This is a genomic window from Listeria ivanovii subsp. londoniensis (assembly GCF_000763495.1).
Classification (GTDB): Bacteria; Bacillota; Bacilli; order Lactobacillales; family Listeriaceae; genus Listeria; species Listeria londoniensis.
Map to the genome: position 1 here is coordinate 2307177 of NZ_CP009576.1, position 17619 is coordinate 2324795.

The following is a 17619-nucleotide window of genomic DNA, read 5'->3' on the forward strand; positions in this document are numbered from 1 at the left end:
TTTGCCGCAAAAATCGCGGCGCTTTATTTAAAAGATAACTACACACACAGAGACAATTGCCCCAATTAGTCCGATTCCCCAGAAAGTAAGAACAACCCGCCACTCAGACCAGCCACCAAGTTCAAAATGGTGATGAATTGGTGTCATTCGGAAAATCCGTTTCCCACCAGTTGCTTTAAAGTAAAATACTTGTAAAATAACCGAAGCAGTTTCGATAACGAAGATAATTCCGATTAAAAGTAATAACCATTCTTGGTGCAGTAGAATCGATACAGCTGCAATACTTCCACCAAGCGCAAGTGAGCCAGTATCTCCCATGAATATTTTCGCCGGATTTTTGTTGAACAATAAGAAACCAAGCATTCCACCCACAATGGCAAAACAGAAAATCGCTACATCCATTTGTTCCTGGTAAAAAGCAATCACACCAAAAGCTGAAAAAGCAATCACTGTAAGTCCAGATACAAGTCCATCTAAACCATCTGTTAAGTTAACAGCATTGGAGAACCCTACTAACCAAAAAAGAATAAAGATCACAAAAAACCAACCAAGGTCAATCTCTGTACTTGTAAATGGAATTTTAAGCGTTTCAGCAAAATCACTGAAATGATAGACTAAGTAAAATAAAATTGAAATCGCTACTTGACCTAAAAATTTCTGTTTCGAAGTAAGACCTAAGTTACGCTTTTGAACTACTTTGATGTAATCATCCAGAAAACCTAACGCACCGAATAACGCTAGTGCAATAAAGAGTAGCCAGGTTGCGGCACTTGCTTCCCCACTGACGAAAGAAAAAATGAGAAAGCTAATAAGTATAGCTGTAATAAAAACGACTGCTCCCATCGTTGGTGTTCCTGATTTTTTTTCATGCATTTTCGGACCTTCATCCCTGATACTTTGTCCGAATTTTAATTTCACTAAAAATGGTATGAATAGTGGGATACCTATCACTGTAATGATAAAAGCCACTGCAAATGTTGATACTAACATGTATAAAGACACAATAAATTCTCCCCAATCTGTTTGTCAAAGCACTTCACTTCATATTTTATGCGAGTCCGAGTTTTTTTTCAATAGCTATTCGCGCTTCCACTCGGTCATCAAAATCGATTACTTCATCACCAATGATTTGATAATCTTCGTGGCCTTTTCCAGCAATTAGAATAACATCCCCTGTTTCTGCTTTACTGATAGCATATTGAATGGCATCACGACGATTTTCATGAACTACATAAGAATCGTTTTCTGGAACACCTTTAATCATATCTTCAATAATTTCTCGTGGATTTTCGCTACGAGGATTATCGGATGTAAATACTGGATTTGTTGCATATTTTACGGCAACTTTCGCCATTTGTGGTCGTTTTCCTTTATCTCGGTCGCCGCCACAACCAACCACTACGAAAACACGTTTTTCCGCGAATTCAGCGATTGTTTGCAGGACATTAAGGAGGCCATCCGGTGTATGAGAATAATCAACAATAACTGGGAAATCTTGTCCGGCATGTACAAGCTCAAACCGACCTTTCACACCAGGAATTGCTTCTACTGTTGAAATAGCGTTGTCTAAAGGAATATGTAACGCATAGCTTGTCGCGATAGCTGCAAGCACATTGTATACACTAAAATTACCAATCATTTTTATCTTAAGTTTAAAATGACCACCCGGTGTATCTAAATCAAACGTCGAACCATGACTAGTAATTTGAATGTTCGAAGCCCTAAAATCGGCTGCTGCTTTTATTCCAAATGTGATAACATGTGCAGCTGTTGCTGTTTGCATCCGCACGCTTTCTTCATCATCAGCATTTAAAACGGCAATTTTGGGGTTACTTGAATGGTAACTATTGCCTAATTGGGCAAACAATAAACTTTTCGCATAAGCGTATTCTTCCATTGTATGATGATAATCTAAGTGGTCTTGCGATAAATTCATAAAGACCGCCACATCGTAATCAGAACCATAAACCCTCCCTTGCACTAACGCGTGAGAAGAAACTTCCATCACCGCTGTACTCACGCCCTGAAGAAGCATTTCCCGGAAGGTTTCTTGCAAAGTTAGACTATCAGGAGTAGTATTTTTTGTTTCTAAAATTTCATCGCCAATTTTGCGATACATCGTCCCAATGAGCCCTGTCTGTTCCCCATTTCCACGGACGATTTGCTCTACTAAATGGCTGACGGTTGTTTTCCCATTTGTTCCCGTAATCCCTACTAATTTTAGCGCTTGGGTTGGTGAGCCGTAAAAATAATTAGCTAGCATCGCCATTGCACGTTTAGTGTCTCTTACATAAATAACTGGAATAGCTACGTCGACAGTCTTTTCAGCGATTATTGCGACTGCTCCGAGTTCTTCAGCTTTTTTCGCAAATTGATGTCCATCCGCGATTTCTCCATCAATACATATAAAAAGTGTTCCTGGATTTACTTTTCTACTGTCTTGAGCAATCTGGTTGACTTCAATCGCCGAGCTCGCCTCACCAGTAAATACTGGGATAGCTTGCATTAGTTCACTTAACTTCATTCTTGCCATCTCCTCAAACTTATTCTTTCTGTTATTTTTGCTAAAATCAAAAAGAATCCTTTTCTATCTTAGCAAAAACAACAAACTATATCTACCACGACTAAAGACACATATTGCAGTTAAAGCTAGAAGTATGCCAGTTTCTTGAGCCGACATACTTCTATCTTCCTACTATTGATTAAGCAAATCTCCAATGCCAGCGTTTTCTTGGATGTCTGTTGCTTTCTTATTTTTTTCAGCTTGATCTTGATCGTGATTTTGGTTAAACTGACTGATTTGTTCAGGAGGAGCGAGCGTAATTTTCATTTTTGTGTCACTATTAATTACACTTCCTGCTGATACGCTCTGACCCTTCACATAACCCGAACCACTGAATTCAAAAGGAATACCTGTGATTTCTGATACTTTTAATGCATCATCTTTGGACCAAGTTACCATGTCCGGAGCTGTCATGTCGCCATCCGTCATCAAGATTACTTTTTGGCCTTGCATTAAATCACTGTTTGCTTGTGGCAGTTGCTGGACGATTTTTTTACCATTACCAACGACAACTGGTTCTAACCCTTTGTCTGTCACTGCTTTTTTAGCATCAGCTACTGTTTTTTCTGTTACAACTGGTACTTTTTCAGATGCTAATTTTTCGACATCAGCTGGTTTGATATTCATATATTGTAAACTATTTTTCATAACTGGATTAAATACTTCAGATACTGCTTCCCCACCAGTTTCGCTTCCAGATAATTGTGGTTGTTGCATTGTCACATAAATAACTAATTCTGGATCATCTGCTGGCGCCATTCCAAGGAAAGAGAAAATATAATTATCTGCCCCCGTCATATATTTACCAGTTTTTGGATCTGGAATTTGCGATGTACCTGTTTTACCAGCAACATCATAACCTGGAATGGCATATAGTTTACCTGTACCGTGCTCTCCGCTAATAACATTTTTTAGTTCATCACGAGTTTTTTTAGCTGTTGCCGCACTTATAGGTTTTCCGGCAGTGGTTGTTTTAGTTTCTGTTTCTTTTCCCGTGTTTGGATCAGTTACTTTGGAAACAACATATGGCTGTTTCATCGTGCCGTCACTTGCAATGGCCGATGCAGCTTGAATCATTTGCATCATTGAAACGGTTGTCCCTTGTCCAAAGACTGTGGTTACTTTTTCGATTGGATAGTTATAAAGGATTTTGCCACTTGTTTCGTTCGGCAAATCAATACCCGTTTTCTTACCAAAACCAAATTTATCTAAATAGGTATGGAATGTATCTGTACCCATTTTGTTTAAAAGTTTAGCGAACGCGACATTACTAGAGCGTTCCACACCTTCACGATACGGAATCGATCCCCAACCAACCCCATTATTATGGTCATGGATGGCAATATCTCCTACTTTATATGACCCTGATTGGTAATATTCAGTTGGATTGTACACATTCGTATCAATCGCAGAAGCAAGGGAGATAATTTTCATGACCGAACCCGGTTCATAGGCATATTCAACAGGTAAATCTTGCCAAATGCTCGAACTATTCCCGGTAATAGTAGAGCGGTCAGCAGGATTAAAGGATGGACGTTGGCTAATCGCAAGGATTTCTCCTGTTTTCGGATCCGCAACAACCGCCATCATATTTTTCGGATTATATTTTGCATCTACAGTCGTCATCGTATCTTCTAAAAAGGTTTGAATTTTTTTATCCAGTGTTAATGTGATATCTTCGCCATCTTTGGCTTCTGTCACTTTATTTTTAGAATTAGGTAAAATATAACCCATTCGATCGGTACTATAGTCGATTTTTCCGTTAGTTCCAGTTAACTTCTCATTAAAACGAGATTCAATCCCCATTTTACCTTCAAGAACAGACTTATTTTTTTCTTCTTCTTGTTGGGCGAAACCAATTAATTGAGTTGCAAAGGTTCCATTAGGATAAAAGCGTTCGGACTGACGTGTAAATTCAATCCCTGGCAAATTTTCTTTTTCGATTTTTGCTTTTGTTTCTGTAGAAATATTCTTCCCGGCAGCACCAAATTCGACTTGATACTTTCCTTTTTCATTCAGCTTATCTAAAATATCAGATTCGTCCATCGGAATATATTTGGCTAGAACTTGCGCTGTTTTTTCTTCATCAACGACACGCATTGGGTTTTCAGTAGTCTTTGGAAGCTTATCACTAACAACTGCAGCAATCGTGTAAGAAGCCGTATCCTCTGCTAACACTTCTCCTTTTCGATCTAAAATGGAGCCGCGCTTTGCTTCGAGAACACTGCTTTTCAAATGCTGTTTAGATGCTTTTGCTGCGAGTGGTACACCATTCGCTTCACCAACAATTTGCAAATAAAGAAAACGACCAGAAACTAACAAAAAGAGGATAGTGAAAAAGATAAAAAGCACTAGCGCTCCCCTTCTCATGTTACCTATACGCCGTTTCATTGACCATCTACCACTTTCACATTATCACCATCAAGTTTTAACCCTTTTTCTTTAGCGATTTTTAAAATACGTTCATATCTCCCTAAATCTTTTACTTCTACTTTTAAGTCTTCATTAGATTTTTGTTGCTCAACAATTTTCTTTTCTTTTGTTTGAATTTCTTGGTTTACTGTGTAAATTTGCGCTTGAACACTAATGATTCGGAAAGCAACAACTAAAATAATCGCAAGCGCTATCGTGATGATTACTTTTTCGCCAAGAGTCATTTGACCTCGTCTTAAAATTTGTTTTTTAGGTTGTTCCGCTTCTCTATGTACCCTATTTGGCTCTAGATTAGATTTATAGGCGACATTGCTCACATTTTTTCAACTCCTGCTATTTTATAATTTTTTCGATGACACGTAGTTTGGCTGAACGCGCTCGGTTATTTTGTTCCAATTCTTCTTCACTTGGCACAATTGGTTTTCTAGTAGCAAGTTTAAAGTCTGGTTTATATTCATCTGGAATGACTGGAAGACCGAGTGGTAAATCTGGTCCTTTTGTCGCTTCTTGGAATAGATGCTTGGTTATGCGGTCTTCTAAGGAATGGAATGTAATAACACTTATCCTGCCGCCTGGTGTAATTAAAGTTAAGGCTTTTTCAAGTGAATCTTCTACTGCGCCGAGTTCATCATTAACGGCAATTCGAATCGCTTGAAAAGTTCGTTTCCCTGGATGGCCACCTTTTCGTCTTGCTGGTGCCGGAATTGCTGTTTTAATGATATCTACAAGTTCGCCAGTTGTTTCAATTGGTTTTGCTTCGCGGCGGCGTTCGATTTCACGAGCAATTTGTTTGGAAAATTTTTCTTCTCCGTATTGGAAAAAAATTCGAATTAAATCTTGGTAGGACCATTCATTAACAACTATTTTCGCTGTAAGTTCTTGCTCCCTATCCATACGCATATCAAGTGCTGCGTCTTGGTGATAACTAAAACCACGTTCTCTTTCGTCTAGCTGTGGGGAAGATACACCTAAATCATATAAAATCCCATCAACTTCACTAATTCCACGTTCATTTAGTGCTTCTTTCATATAACGAAAATTCGACTTAACAAAAGTAACTTTATCGCTATATGCTGCTAATTTAATTTTTGCATTATCAATTGCTGTTTGATCTTGGTCAAACGCAAATAAGTGCCCTTTTTCATTAAGCTTATTTAGTAAATACTCTGAGTGACCTGCGCCGCCAAGTGTTGCATCGACATAGATTCCGTCTGGTTTTACTTCAAGCATATCTACGGTTTCATGTAGTAATACGGTTTCGTGCTTAAACATATGATTTCCTCCTTAAATATCAAAGCCAATCATATTTTCGGCTAAATCAGCAAATGTTTCTTCTGCCTCATTAAAGACATCTTCCCACTCTGATTTACTCCAAATTTCAATACGACTAGAAACTCCGATAATTACTGTTTCTTTTTCCAAATCCGCATACTGTAGTAAGTTGGTTGGAATATTAATCCGACCTTGTTTGTCTAGTTCACATTCAGACGCACCGGAAAAGAAGAAACGTGTAAAGGAACGAGCATCTTTTTTTGTTAGAGGTAAAGTTTGGAGTTTTTCTTCTAGCTTTTTCCATTCTTCTTGTGGGTAAGCAAATAAACACTTATCAAGTCCTCGGGTTATAACAAAATTATCCCCCAAAAGCTCACGGAACTTAGCTGGCACAATTAATCTGCCCTTTATATCGATGTTATGTTGATATTCTCCCATGAACATTAGACTTCACCCACTTTCCTCCATACCACTTTACCACATCTCCCCACTTTGCACCACCCAAAACCTAAAAAAGCGCAAAAAAAATCATTCCATGAAAGCCATAGAATGATCAATCCCCTATTTAAAGCCATTCCCACTAATTTCTAATCGCTAAAATGAATGTGGGGCTTGGTGGAGGGATTCCCCACTTTCTTCCAAAAAATCATTTAATCCAAACTTTTTCTAAACCTGATTTCAATGCTACTGCCGAGAAACCAATCGCCACAATACCAAGTGCAATAGTGAAAATACCCATACCATATTTGCCGATAAACGGTGCAAATACTAAGCTGACTGACCCAATCATCTTCCCGATTTGAAAAATAATTCCGTTGAAAGCCATATAAGCCCCTCGCTTGTTGTCATCCACAATAGTTGCGAGAATCGTTTGGCGTGTTGGTACATAGAGTAATTCGCCAATCGAAAGTACCGCCGTCGCAATCAACAAAACAATAAGACTATTTGCAAACGCACATACTGCAAATCCAATCGCAAACAACGAAAAGCCCACATACATAATCGGTTGTTGTGCTCGTTTTGTTGCCCACCTTGCAATTGGTACTGTAAAGAGAACAATGAATAACGTATTAACAGCAGTCAAAACACTCACAATTTGCACGCCATTGAGATTTACCTCGCCAAGTGGTCCAAATTTCACTAGAAAATGTTGAAAATCTTCCGCGAGTCGCACAGAAATATAGTTACCACGTTGGTACTCAATCGACATAATAGCAATTCCGCCAATAGTATATAGAAGAAAACGATAATCATGCAAAACTTGCCCATAACTTTTGAACATCTCAAGCAAACCGTAAGAACCTTTTTCCGGGACTACTTTTCGTTCCAATGTTTCTGAAATTAAAATTATCGTTAGCCAAGCGGTGACAAACGACATAATAAGAAGCGCAACAAGAAGTGGAAATAGATAGTCTACAAAAAACCAGCCACCTACCATAATCCCAATCAGCATGGATAAATTATTCGCCCAATAACTAATCGAGTACATAAAAGCGCGATTCTCCGGTGTACTTACATCAATCAGCATTGCCTCACCAGCAGGATTTACTAGCCCCTGCGCCACGCCGATAATAAGCAACATCACAAAAGTAATCCATGGAGAATGGAGAAACGGAGAATTACACAAAACCATCCCAAGAAAAGCAAAAACTTTCAACACTTCGCCTGTTATCATCAATTTCCTGCGCCCAATAACATCTGCCAAATGCCCGCCGTATATTCCAGCAACAAACTGCACAAAAACGTTAATCAACAAAAGAACCCCAGCTACACTACTATTTATTTCCATCGTAAAATAAATGGCCAAAAATGGGAAAATCATCGAGCCAATTATTTTACTCAAAAACTGAATTAAAATCCGTGCGCGAATATTTGGATGTAGTTCCCTAAACATACTATCTCCTCCAGTTGGCTTTTTCAGATTACTTTGTTAGTATAAAAGGGAATAAAAAATATAAAAAGGGTATTTATCATATTATTATGTCCCCTTTTAACTTGGAGGCTCTCATGGATAAGGATTATTTCATTATGCGCGCTTATCTTTATAACGTAACTCCGGATTTAGAAACAGCTTTTAAATTAAGTGATTTAGCTAATATTTGGTTTTGCACTTCTAAAAACGCCAAACGAAAATTACAACAATATCAATCAAAAAATACTCTTCACTATGCTCCTGGATTAGGTCGTGGAAATCTCTCCAAAGTTACATTTCCAAAACCACTAGAAGAAGAAGTACTTAATGCTTTGAAAAAAAGTCTTTCTGAAGAATCATTTAGCGATATTTTATTTTTATCGCAGCTACCGATTCCTAAAAGTTGGTTTGCAAGTATCTCTAATGAAATTCAACAATTGTTTGGTTTACAAATAACGGAAAACCAGCAAGAAATTTTACGTTCCATCATTCGGCGAAAATTAACGACCCTTGACCCACTTCAAACATCTGTCTCCCTCGAAGCTTTTCTACTAACGCAAATTGGTGATACGCTTGTTAAATATGATAAAAGTACCGATAAAGTAATTGCTCATATTGCTCATCACTGGAAAACTTCCGCTGACTACCGTGAATGGACATTTTATTTACGCAAAAGTGTTTTGTTCCATCACGGGCGAACACTTGATAGCGAAGATGTAAAATTCACCTTACTCCGCGCTAAGCAACCTCAATCTGTCTCTTTTTGGCAAACGCAAAGCATTCAAACAATTGATTGCACGAACAAATTCACGCTTACTATTCGACTGAAAAAGCCCGACCCGTTTTTCAGTCGTTACCTCTGTTCGTCAAATATGGCTATCTTGCCACGCGATGAACTTTTTGATGAATATAAATGGATTTCGACCGGGCCATTTCGAATGGTCGAAAGAAGCGATGAACGATTGATTTTAGAGGCTTTTGATGGATACTTTTTAACACGACCACTACTTGACAGAGTAGAGTTTTGGACCGTAGAAAATAGTCAGGCGATTCAAACCACGCCAATTCAGTTCACTTCTGTTGATAACGAGGGAAATCCGGCTTATGTCGAGCATCGTAAAATCGGTGTTGGGGTTAATTTTCTTTGTTTTAATGGTCACCGTAATGGAGTCGCACAACACAAAGCTTTTCGTGAAGCCATTTACCATTTACTTGACTGTCAAAAAGCGCGTGATGAGTTATTCGAAAACTACGGCACAGTTGCTTCCAATTATTACCCTGAAAAATCAATTATTCCTGAAAAACATCCCGAAAAAATTCCCGCTTTATTGAAAAAAGCAAACTATCAAGGAGAAGAAGTGATTTTTGGAACGACGCAGCATCCCCTTGCTTTACAAGCTACAAAATGGATTTGCAACATGGCGGCAAAATTCGATATTCATTTAGTACCCAAGATAATTACTCATAAAGAAGCTTCTTATTCAACGATGCCAGAAGACGAAACCGATATGATGATGATGGGCGAAATCCCTTCATCTGACGGAGAAGTAGCTTATTTAGATTTTTTAAACAACCCATTTCTTTTACCCCAACACTTGTTAGCTACTGAAACGCTTAGGGAAATAACTACTCGTTTAGAAAAAATGAAATTGGAAAAAGACGCCGCTAAAAGAGACGCCTTACGCACTAATATTGATAAATGGTTAACAGAAAACTATCATTTAATTTATTTACACCATCCTGAACGAAGCCAGTCACTCCATTCGATGATAAAAGGAATTTCCGAAAATCCTTATGGCTATTTTGATTTAAGTAAAGTTTGGATAGAAACTAAACCGTCTATAACATCATAATTAAACTATAAATAATTCCATAAAGATAGAGACCTACATAAAGCAAGGCGAAGAGGAAGAAACAAAGCCGCCAGTATCCGCGGATAATTTTCTTAAATTGAATCTCGCCTTCTTTTTTTGCTGCAATAAGCACAATGACAATACCAAGCGTAAATAAAAATAACAGTATATAAAGTAAAAACGAATGTCCAAATAATACAATCATAAAGAAATGAACAGCAATAATAAGAAAAAGCGTCGACATGTCTGCTGCGAACATTATTCTACGCTGCCTTTTCCGCATCCATAGCCCTGAAATAAACATGGATAAAATAAATACTACTACAGGTAAAATAATTATAATTGCTGTTGAGTTAGTGAACCAATCAAACATTGCTTTCTCCTTCCAGCCCTTTAATAATATGATATAACGTCTGAAGCGTCGGAAGTGTCTTTCCTTCTCGTTCAGCTTTTTCTAAAATCGGAAGTACAATTCCATCAATTTCCGTTTTGCGCCCATGTTTTTTATCAAGTGTCATTGAAGAAAAATTGTTGGCAGTTATCCGGCAAATTTCTTCCACTTTCAAAGCCCCATTTTGGACTGGGAGAACTGTTTCCATTTCTTCCACAAGTAAATCAAGCAATTTATGCCATTCTGGATTTTCTAGAAGTTCCCCATTTCGCACACCTAGAACTGCCGTTAACGGATTAATTACTGCATTGATAAATAATTTTTCTTGGATAATTTCTAAATAACTCGCATGCTGTTCTACCGGGAAATCTGGCACTGAATTTAACCAGTTTTCTAAAAAATGATCTAATTCGCCCTGATAAACGCTATATTTCATTCGCCCGTGACCGCGCCAAACAACAGCCGTATCATTTTCTCGACCTGCGCCGTGTTCGCTGATGCCCACTAAAATGGTCCGCTTTTCGCCAAGTAGCGGTAAGTTTTCTAAATGCCTGGCACCATTTTGAAGGAAAAGCATTGGTGTTTCGATCGGAACTGCTTGTAATAAAGGTAAAATCTCCAGTAATGAATACTCTTTCACCGCGACAATAAGCAACTGTTGTTTACTCAATGCGGCTGTATCTGTCACTACTACAGCGTTAATATGTATAGTTTTTGTTGTTCCGTTATCTATTAGTGAAATGCCCTTTTGTTTTAAAGCATTTGCTTGTTCTTCTCTTCGTGTAAAAAGGGTGAGATCGGCTTTTCCAGCAAGGTTAGCTGCATAAAGAAGTCCCATTGCACCCGCGCCAATAATACCAATTTTTATTTGGTTTCCCATTTCGTTCAGCTCCATATAGGTTAATGGTTTTATTTTAGCAGAAGTCGCATCAGTTTGCACTTTTAGACAAACAAAAACCTCGAAAGACCCATGGCGTCTTTCGAGGTTCGTCTTCAACAAGTGAAACGTCACCTGCTTTTAACAATATTAGCTGTTTGCTACATCTTTACCATCATATTGTCCACATTCAGGACATACGTGGTGGGAAAGTCTATATTCGCCGCAATTCGAGCATTCGTTCATGCCCGGAAGTTGAAGTTTAACGTGTGTACGACGCTTACGCTTTTTAGCTTTTGAAGTTCTTCTAAAAGGTACTGCCATTTCCTTACACCTCCTTGACGATATCTAAGTACTTGTATCGTTAATCTAAGAAAAATGAATTTCTTAATATATTCCAGCTTCACGGGGAATTTAGTCTTCTTTTTTCTCATCGAAAAAATTAGCTAATCCCGCAAGACGAGGATCCACTTTTGGTTCTTTTGCGATTTTGTCTAGCAAATCGGCTTCTTCTGTTTTCATTTCCCATTCTGTTCCACGTGGAAGCTTGTCGATAACGAGCGCTTCTTCACTGAAAACTTGCATCGGAATTTCTACTAGTAAGAGTTCTTCTACTACAGGGGTTAAATCGACCATATCTTGTTCCATCACATGCCAAGATTCATCCAAAACTTGTTCTTTGGATTTCACAAAAGTTTCTGACGCATGTACTTCATAAGGATAAACAACATCCTCTAGAGTTCGGGCACATGGAAGCGTCCACTCACCTTTCAAAGTAAGGTTAGCAACAACTTCTTCTGGGTGTACAATTAATTCCCCAGTTACTTCTACGGGGCTCGCATCACGAACGTCTATATTGTTCTCTTGAAAGAACTTTTTTAAGTCAGCTTTTTCATTAATCGTGAAGTTGCTGTCACGATATTTTTTCAATTGGCTGATAGACCATTTCATCCTACATCACTCCAAGCGCAACACAAAATATTATAGCTTTTTTAAAGGCTTTTGTCAATGGTTTTTCAGGGGATCCAAACACGGCTTGTTTTTTATGCTAAAATAGATTATCTAAGGAGGAAAACGAAATGAAAGCAACTGGAATTGTAGTAGAGTACAACCCATTTCATAATGGGCATCAACTTCATTTAAACAAGGCTCGCGAACTAACAAATCCCGATGTGGTTATTGCTGTTATGAGCGGTTCTTTTGTTCAGCGCGGCGAACCGGCTATTCTTCCGAAATGGGAACGAACTAAAATGGCGCTTGCTGCTGGTGTAGACATCGTTGTCGAACTCCCTGTTGCCTTTTCGACCCAACATGCCACTATTTTCGCTGAAGAGTCAGTTCGAATTCTCGATGCGCTCCATATAAATAGCTTATTTTTTGGAAGCGAGCACGGCTATGCTAATGATTTTTCCGAAGCTGCAAATAAGGTGGCTAATAATGAAGCAACTTTTAATCAAATGATAAAGCATTCTTTGGAAAACAAAAAGATTTCCTATGCCAAGGCTTATACGCTCGCACTTGAAACATTACTCGGCGAAAAAAAACTGGACGTCACAAAACCAAATAACATTCTTGGTTTTCATTACGCCCTCGCTGTACAAAAGCAAAATCCAACTATTAAACTCCAATCCATCGCGCGAGAAAAAGCTCAATATCATGATGAGCATGCAACTCATACTTCCATTGCAAGTGCGACGGCTATTCGAAAAATGATGCTAGCTGGTGAATCCAAACAAGCAATGCGCTATTTACCGACAAGCTCGAAGGAAATTTTACGAGCGTATTCTGGTCCATTTTTATCATGGGATGATTACTGGCCTTTCCTAAAATTCCGGCTATTACAAGCTACTTCGGAAGAACTAAAAACGATTCGTGGAGTTAGTGAAGGCATTCAAAATCGGATGCAAGTTGCTACGACCACGGCAAAAAGTTTTCCCGAATTTATAGAACGGACGAAAACAAAACGTTATAGCAATGCAAGGATACAGCGTACTGCACTGCAAATTTTGCTAAATGCTCCAGACGTTACAAGCAATCCTTACATCCGAATTCTCGGTATGAGTAAGCTAGGTCAACGATATTTAGCGCTCCATAAGAAGAATATTTCTCTACCGCTAGTGACCACTGTTTCCAAAGCAAGCCCCGGACTATTAACAGAAGATTTAAAAGCAACAACCATTTATACGCTCGCAAAAGGACTAGAATCATATCAAAAAGGTGACTTCCAAATTCCGCCAATTATAACTTTGTAAGCTTTTTCAGTTTTTAGTTGACTTTGATGTTCCAACTTTGCTATGATGTCTGTTCGACTCAAAAAACAGGAGGTATGTGTATGGTACAAGAATATATTCATTTAAAAGGAGCACGTGAAAACAATCTCCAAAATATTTCCCTGGATATCCCTAAACGAAAAATCACTATTTTTACTGGCGTGTCTGGATCCGGGAAATCTTCTATTGTATTTGAAACTATTGCCACAGAATCGCAACGACAGCTGAATGAAACTTACAGTGCTTATCTTCGTAATTTTCTTCCAAAGTATAAACAACCTGATGCTGATTCCATTGAAAACCTATCCACCTCTGTTATTATTGACCAGAAACGACTTGGCGGTAATTCTCGCTCAACACTTGGAACTATCACCGACATCAACTCTATTTTGCGGTTACTATTTTCACGAGTAGGCAAACCAGGCATCGGGACAGCAAATCTATTTTCATTTAATGATCCTGCTGGTATGTGCCCTGATTGTCACGGCGTTGGTCAAAAAGTCACGGTTGATTTAGTCAAATTACTCGACCCAAATAAATCATTAAAAGAAGGCGCCATCCTCTTTCCAACTTTTTCAGTGGACTCATGGTACTGGAATTCCTATGCTTATTCCGGCTTTTTTGATGTGAATAAAAAAATAAAAGATTATACCGAAGAAGAGTATGAACTGCTTTTAAATGGGAAAGATATTAAGGTATTTCTAGAAACACCGATGGGCAGCATGAACGCAAGCTATGAAGGATTAATTCCGAAATTCAATCGGCTTTACATCCAAAAAGAAGGTGATATGTCTGCTTCTACCAAAAAGCGCGTTGATAAATTCACACATATTGCGCATTGTGATACTTGTGCTGGAACGAGACTCTCCAAGCAAGCCCTATCTTGTAAAATAAATGAAGCTAATATTGCGGACTATACCGCAATGCAATTAGATAAGTTAAAACAAACCATTGCTGAAATTAAAGATCCAATTGCCGTTCCGATGGTTAAAAGTATCACCGAGCGATTGCAGCATTTAATTGATATCGGTTTAGGCTATATGACGCTCGACCGTCAAACTGCTTCCCTTTCTGGCGGAGAATCACAGCGCGTCAAAATGATTCGTCACTTAAATAGTAGCTTAACGGACTTACTTTACATTTTTGATGAGCCAAGCATTGGACTTCATCCGCGTGATGTACACCGGTTAAATGAACTACTAGTGAAATTGCGTGACAAAGGAAATACGATTCTAGTTGTTGAACATGATCCAGATGTCATCAAAATTGCTGATCATATTGTTGATGTTGGTCCACATGCTGGGAAACATGGCGGAGAAATTCAGTTTGTGGGTAGTTATGACGATTTACTTAAATCAGATACGTTGACTGGCAGATTTTTGAACCGTCACTTACCCATTAATGATAAACCGCGCTCACCAAAAGGTTTCTTAACTACCGAGAAAAGCAGCCAGTTTAACTTGAAAAATATTCAAGCAAGCATTCCGAAAGAAGTACTTACTGTGATAACGGGGGTTGCTGGTTCCGGGAAAAGTACTTTAATTAATTCCGTGTTTCTCAAAGAATATCCTGATACGATTATGATTGATCAATCGGCGGCTCATGCGAATATTCGCTCCAATCCAGCAACCTATACCGGAATTATGGACCCAATCAGAAAAGCATTTGGGAAAGAAAACGACGTCAGCCCGTCCTTATTCAGTTATAATTCCAAAGGCGCTTGCGAAAACTGCAAAGGACTTGGCTTCACTACCATGGATTTAGCTTTCATGGATTCGATTCGCACCCCTTGCGAAGTCTGTCATGGCAAGCGTTTCCAAGAGTCCGTCCTAGCTTATAAACTAGATGGTAAGTCTATCAGTGATGTTTTAGAGTTAACCGTTTCCGAAGCGCTTGATTTCTTTACAGATAAAAAAATCTTGAAGAAAATTATTGCAATGGAAGAAGTTGGTATCGGCTATGTAACTTTAGGCCAAGCACTTAGTACGCTTTCCGGCGGTGAATGTCAACGTCTCAAATTAGCAAACGAGCTTCATAAAAAAGGGTCGATTTACATTATGGATGAGCCAACTACCGGACTTCATATGTCTGATATCGAACATATTTTAAAAATCATTCATTCGCTCGTAGACAAAGGAAATACTGTCATTGTGATTGAACATAATGTGGATATTATTCGCAATGCTGACTGGATAATCGACCTTGGACCTGAAGGCGGAAGTGCTGGCGGACAAATCATCTTTGAAGGACCTCCACTTGATTTAATTCAAAACAAAGCATCTTTAACTGCTAAATACCTTTAATGGATGCCTCATAAAGACCATGCGTTTTCGGTTAACGCATGGTCTTTTTTGCTTGTATTTTTTTCTATAAAATATTATCTTTGTGAACTGCCCACCATTTTAAAAATGAGAGCTTCTTGGGAACAGAGTATGGCGTAAGTTCCAATTATTGCTTACATTAACTATCTCTTATTTACCAAGCTATCCCCTTAGTCCCCACGGTTTTAAGTCAATTTAGTTTCTGTTTTTTTGTCCAGCAATTAGAATGTTTTTGTTACTATCAATACCTAATTCACGACTTGTATCGCAAATCGGATAAATCCACTCTGCTAAATTAGTCATCTTTTTTCCATCTTTAGATCCATATCTAGAACAAATTTCGCTCGCTTTGAAACCAGTATCAATAATGACAAGCTCGCGTCCGCACCAACTTGCTTTATACTGTAATTTAGAAATAAAACTAGACCAAGAAAGCTCCAACATTCGATGAGTTAATTTCGGATTAGATGGTTCATTATTTTCACCCATGCACTTAATGCAAATAATGTCGTAGTTTTTAATAATTTCCGTGGTTAGTTTATTTAAGAAGTCTCGCTGCTGATTAGTTATTTTCACATATAAACGTGCTACTTTTTGTTTTTGTTTTTGATAATTTTTAGCCTCAGACAAACTAACTCCATTATTTTTAGCAAGTACCATACGTCGTGCTAATTTGCGTTGTTCTTGCTTTAATTTCAACCTCATTTTTTCATTGTCCAGCATATTATTCACTTTTCGCCCATCTGACAGGACTATAAAATTATTCATACCACGTTCAATTCCAATCGCCAATCCCGTTTTGGGTAACGCTATTATTTCTTCTTTGTATAACAGAGAAATATAGTAAATACCACTTGAATGGTAGGAAATAGTGGCCGACCTAATGATTCCTTCTGGTTGCCTGTGAATCTTAACTCTAATATAATCTTTTATTTTAGGAAGTTTAATATATTTATTTTTAATCAGAAATATTGTTCCATTCTGATTATTTGTAGTATAACTTTGAACAGGATTTTTCTTACTTTTAAATCGTGGAAATCCTACAGACTTATCTCGAAAAAAATTCTTATATGCTCGGTCTAAATTCAGCTGCGCATTAGCTAAAGCAAGACTGTCTACTTCCTTTAGAAATGGATATTCTTTTTTATATTGTGCTGGTGTTGGAAATGTTATTTTTCCTTTTGACACCTTTTGCGATTTTTGATAAGACTGAATTCTATCATAAAGCATTAAATTATATACTTTGCGGACACAGCCAAATGTCTTAGCAAAAAAAAGTGCCTGTTCTTCTGTTGGATAAATTCTGAATTTATAAGCTTTTAATCGTTCCATAAAATCTATCTACTCCCTGTTTAATGATTATCCCCTTAATTTTGACGACTTAAATAGATGTTTCACCTAGTCAAAAGATAGAATTTAAATACTATGTACACCTTTATAAATAGATTAACACCAAAAAAGTAGCACGAATACATTGCTTCATAAAAAGTACTGAATTTAAACGATTTTATGACAATTTTGTTAAAAACAGCAAAACTTCTTTATTTAGCAAAAGAAAGTATAATTTTTACTTTAGTGATAATGTTCATTTTTTGTGTATTTTTAAGGTTTTAGCGAGATAAAAATCATTTATGCAAGGTAGATTACTAGGATGATTTTTATCTAAAAAAGTGAAATATTCCTCTTTTTCAGATAAAACCCCACTCTTTTCTGTCAAAAAAAGAAAA

The 17619-nt window shown here is 37.8% G+C and carries 15 protein-coding genes; 3 read left to right on the forward strand and 12 right to left on the reverse strand.

Translation table 11 applies throughout. The features are described from left to right. Window positions 1-27: 27 nt before the first annotated feature. From mraY to JL53_RS11300, 7 genes are all read right to left on the reverse strand, one after another. A complete protein-coding gene (gene mraY / locus JL53_RS11270) occupies window positions 28-1002 on the reverse strand; it encodes a phospho-N-acetylmuramoyl-pentapeptide-transferase (RefSeq protein ID WP_003720393.1) in 975 nt (324 codons plus the stop codon). Between the two features lie 46 nt (window positions 1003-1048). Further along, window positions 1049-2524, reverse strand: coding sequence for a UDP-N-acetylmuramoyl-L-alanyl-D-glutamate--2,6-diaminopimelate ligase (locus JL53_RS11275; protein WP_038407665.1), 1476 nt, complete (start codon window positions 2522-2524; stop codon window positions 1049-1051). A 171-nt stretch (window positions 2525-2695) separates the two neighbouring features. Then, complete coding sequence (locus JL53_RS11280; RefSeq protein WP_003720395.1) at window positions 2696-4954, reverse strand: penicillin-binding protein; 2259 nt, start codon at window positions 4952-4954, stop codon at window positions 2696-2698. Then, window positions 4951-5313, reverse strand: coding sequence for a cell division protein FtsL (gene ftsL, locus JL53_RS11285; protein WP_003720396.1), 363 nt, complete (start codon window positions 5311-5313; stop codon window positions 4951-4953). The genes JL53_RS11280 and ftsL overlap by 4 nt, the downstream gene beginning before the upstream one ends. Window positions 5314-5329: 16 nt before the next feature. Next, window positions 5330-6268, reverse strand: a complete 939-nt coding sequence (gene rsmH / locus JL53_RS11290; protein WP_038407666.1) for a 16S rRNA (cytosine(1402)-N(4))-methyltransferase RsmH — start codon at window positions 6266-6268, stop codon at window positions 5330-5332. A gap of 12 nt (window positions 6269-6280) precedes the next feature. Then, a complete protein-coding gene (mraZ, locus tag JL53_RS11295) occupies window positions 6281-6712 on the reverse strand; it encodes a division/cell wall cluster transcriptional repressor MraZ (protein WP_003720398.1) in 432 nt (143 codons plus the stop codon). A 202-nt stretch (window positions 6713-6914) separates the two neighbouring features. After that, the gene (locus tag JL53_RS11300) at window positions 6915-8162 is read right to left on the reverse strand and encodes an MDR family MFS transporter (protein ID WP_038407667.1); all 1248 of its coding nucleotides are present in this window, start codon (window positions 8160-8162) and stop codon (window positions 6915-6917) included. A 113-nt stretch (window positions 8163-8275) separates the two neighbouring features. Between JL53_RS11300 and JL53_RS11305 the strand changes: the two genes are divergently transcribed. After that, window positions 8276-10033, forward strand: coding sequence for an SgrR family transcriptional regulator (locus tag JL53_RS11305; protein WP_003720400.1), 1758 nt, complete (start codon window positions 8276-8278; stop codon window positions 10031-10033). On the opposite strand, the gene JL53_RS11310 is transcribed toward JL53_RS11305, so the two are convergent. From JL53_RS11310 to JL53_RS11325, 4 genes are all read right to left on the reverse strand, one after another. Continuing rightward, the gene (locus tag JL53_RS11310; RefSeq protein WP_038407668.1) at window positions 10020-10406 is read right to left on the reverse strand and encodes a DUF3397 domain-containing protein; all 387 of its coding nucleotides are present in this window, start codon (window positions 10404-10406) and stop codon (window positions 10020-10022) included. The genes JL53_RS11305 and JL53_RS11310 overlap by 14 nt on opposite strands. Continuing rightward, a complete protein-coding gene (locus JL53_RS11315) occupies window positions 10399-11304 on the reverse strand; it encodes a 2-dehydropantoate 2-reductase (RefSeq protein WP_038408243.1) in 906 nt (301 codons plus the stop codon). The genes JL53_RS11310 and JL53_RS11315 overlap by 8 nt, the downstream gene beginning before the upstream one ends. Window positions 11305-11451: 147 nt before the next feature. Then, the gene (rpmF, locus tag JL53_RS11320) at window positions 11452-11625 is read right to left on the reverse strand and encodes a 50S ribosomal protein L32 (RefSeq protein ID WP_003726143.1); all 174 of its coding nucleotides are present in this window, start codon (window positions 11623-11625) and stop codon (window positions 11452-11454) included. A gap of 90 nt (window positions 11626-11715) precedes the next feature. Beyond that, window positions 11716-12252: a YceD family protein gene (locus tag JL53_RS11325; protein ID WP_038407669.1), complete on the reverse strand. Its 537-nt coding sequence runs from the start codon at window positions 12250-12252 to the stop codon at window positions 11716-11718. A 128-nt stretch (window positions 12253-12380) separates the two neighbouring features. Between JL53_RS11325 and JL53_RS11330 the strand changes: the two genes are divergently transcribed. Both JL53_RS11330 and JL53_RS11335 read left to right on the forward strand, forming a co-directional pair. After that, window positions 12381-13553 carry a nucleotidyltransferase gene (locus tag JL53_RS11330; protein ID WP_038407670.1) on the forward strand — a complete coding sequence of 391 codons (1173 nt, stop codon included), beginning with the start codon at window positions 12381-12383 and terminating at the stop codon, window positions 13551-13553. An 80-nt stretch (window positions 13554-13633) separates the two neighbouring features. Beyond that, a complete protein-coding gene (locus JL53_RS11335; protein ID WP_003720405.1) occupies window positions 13634-15874 on the forward strand; it encodes an ATP-binding cassette domain-containing protein in 2241 nt (746 codons plus the stop codon). 213 nt (window positions 15875-16087) lie between these two features. Here the strand turns inward: JL53_RS11335 and JL53_RS11340 are convergent, their stop codons facing one another. Further along, window positions 16088-17224 (reverse strand): RNA-guided endonuclease TnpB family protein, encoded by a 1137-nt coding sequence (locus JL53_RS11340; protein ID WP_038407671.1) that lies wholly within the window; start codon window positions 17222-17224, stop codon window positions 16088-16090. Window positions 17225-17619: the final 395 nt, after the last annotated feature.

Bases quoted from the DNA above. Each gene is read 5' to 3' on its own strand.
- JL53_RS11330 (WP_038407670.1), top strand. From the start codon at position 12,381: ATGAAAGCAACTGGAATTGTAGTAGAGTACAACCCATTTCATAATGGG.
- rpmF (WP_003726143.1), bottom strand. From the start codon at position 11,625: ATGGCAGTACCTTTTAGAAGAACTTCAAAAGCTAAAAAGCGTAAGCGT.
- JL53_RS11340 (WP_038407671.1), bottom strand. From the start codon at position 17,224: ATGGAACGATTAAAAGCTTATAAATTCAGAATTTATCCAACAGAAGAA.
- JL53_RS11280 (WP_003720395.1), bottom strand. From the start codon at position 4,954: ATGAAACGGCGTATAGGTAACATGAGAAGGGGAGCGCTAGTGCTTTTT.
- JL53_RS11305 (WP_003720400.1), top strand. From the start codon at position 8,276: ATGGATAAGGATTATTTCATTATGCGCGCTTATCTTTATAACGTAACT.
- mraZ (WP_003720398.1), bottom strand. From the start codon at position 6,712: ATGTTCATGGGAGAATATCAACATAACATCGATATAAAGGGCAGATTA.
- JL53_RS11315 (WP_038408243.1), bottom strand. From the start codon at position 11,304: ATGGGAAACCAAATAAAAATTGGTATTATTGGCGCGGGTGCAATGGGA.
- JL53_RS11310 (WP_038407668.1), bottom strand. From the start codon at position 10,406: ATGTTTGATTGGTTCACTAACTCAACAGCAATTATAATTATTTTACCT.
- JL53_RS11325 (WP_038407669.1), bottom strand. From the start codon at position 12,252: ATGAAATGGTCTATCAGCCAATTGAAAAAATATCGTGACAGCAACTTC.
- JL53_RS11300 (WP_038407667.1), bottom strand. From the start codon at position 8,162: ATGTTTAGGGAACTACATCCAAATATTCGCGCACGGATTTTAATTCAG.
- JL53_RS11335 (WP_003720405.1), top strand. From the start codon at position 13,634: ATGGTACAAGAATATATTCATTTAAAAGGAGCACGTGAAAACAATCTC.
- rsmH (WP_038407666.1), bottom strand. From the start codon at position 6,268: ATGTTTAAGCACGAAACCGTATTACTACATGAAACCGTAGATATGCTT.
- JL53_RS11275 (WP_038407665.1), bottom strand. From the start codon at position 2,524: ATGAAGTTAAGTGAACTAATGCAAGCTATCCCAGTATTTACTGGTGAG.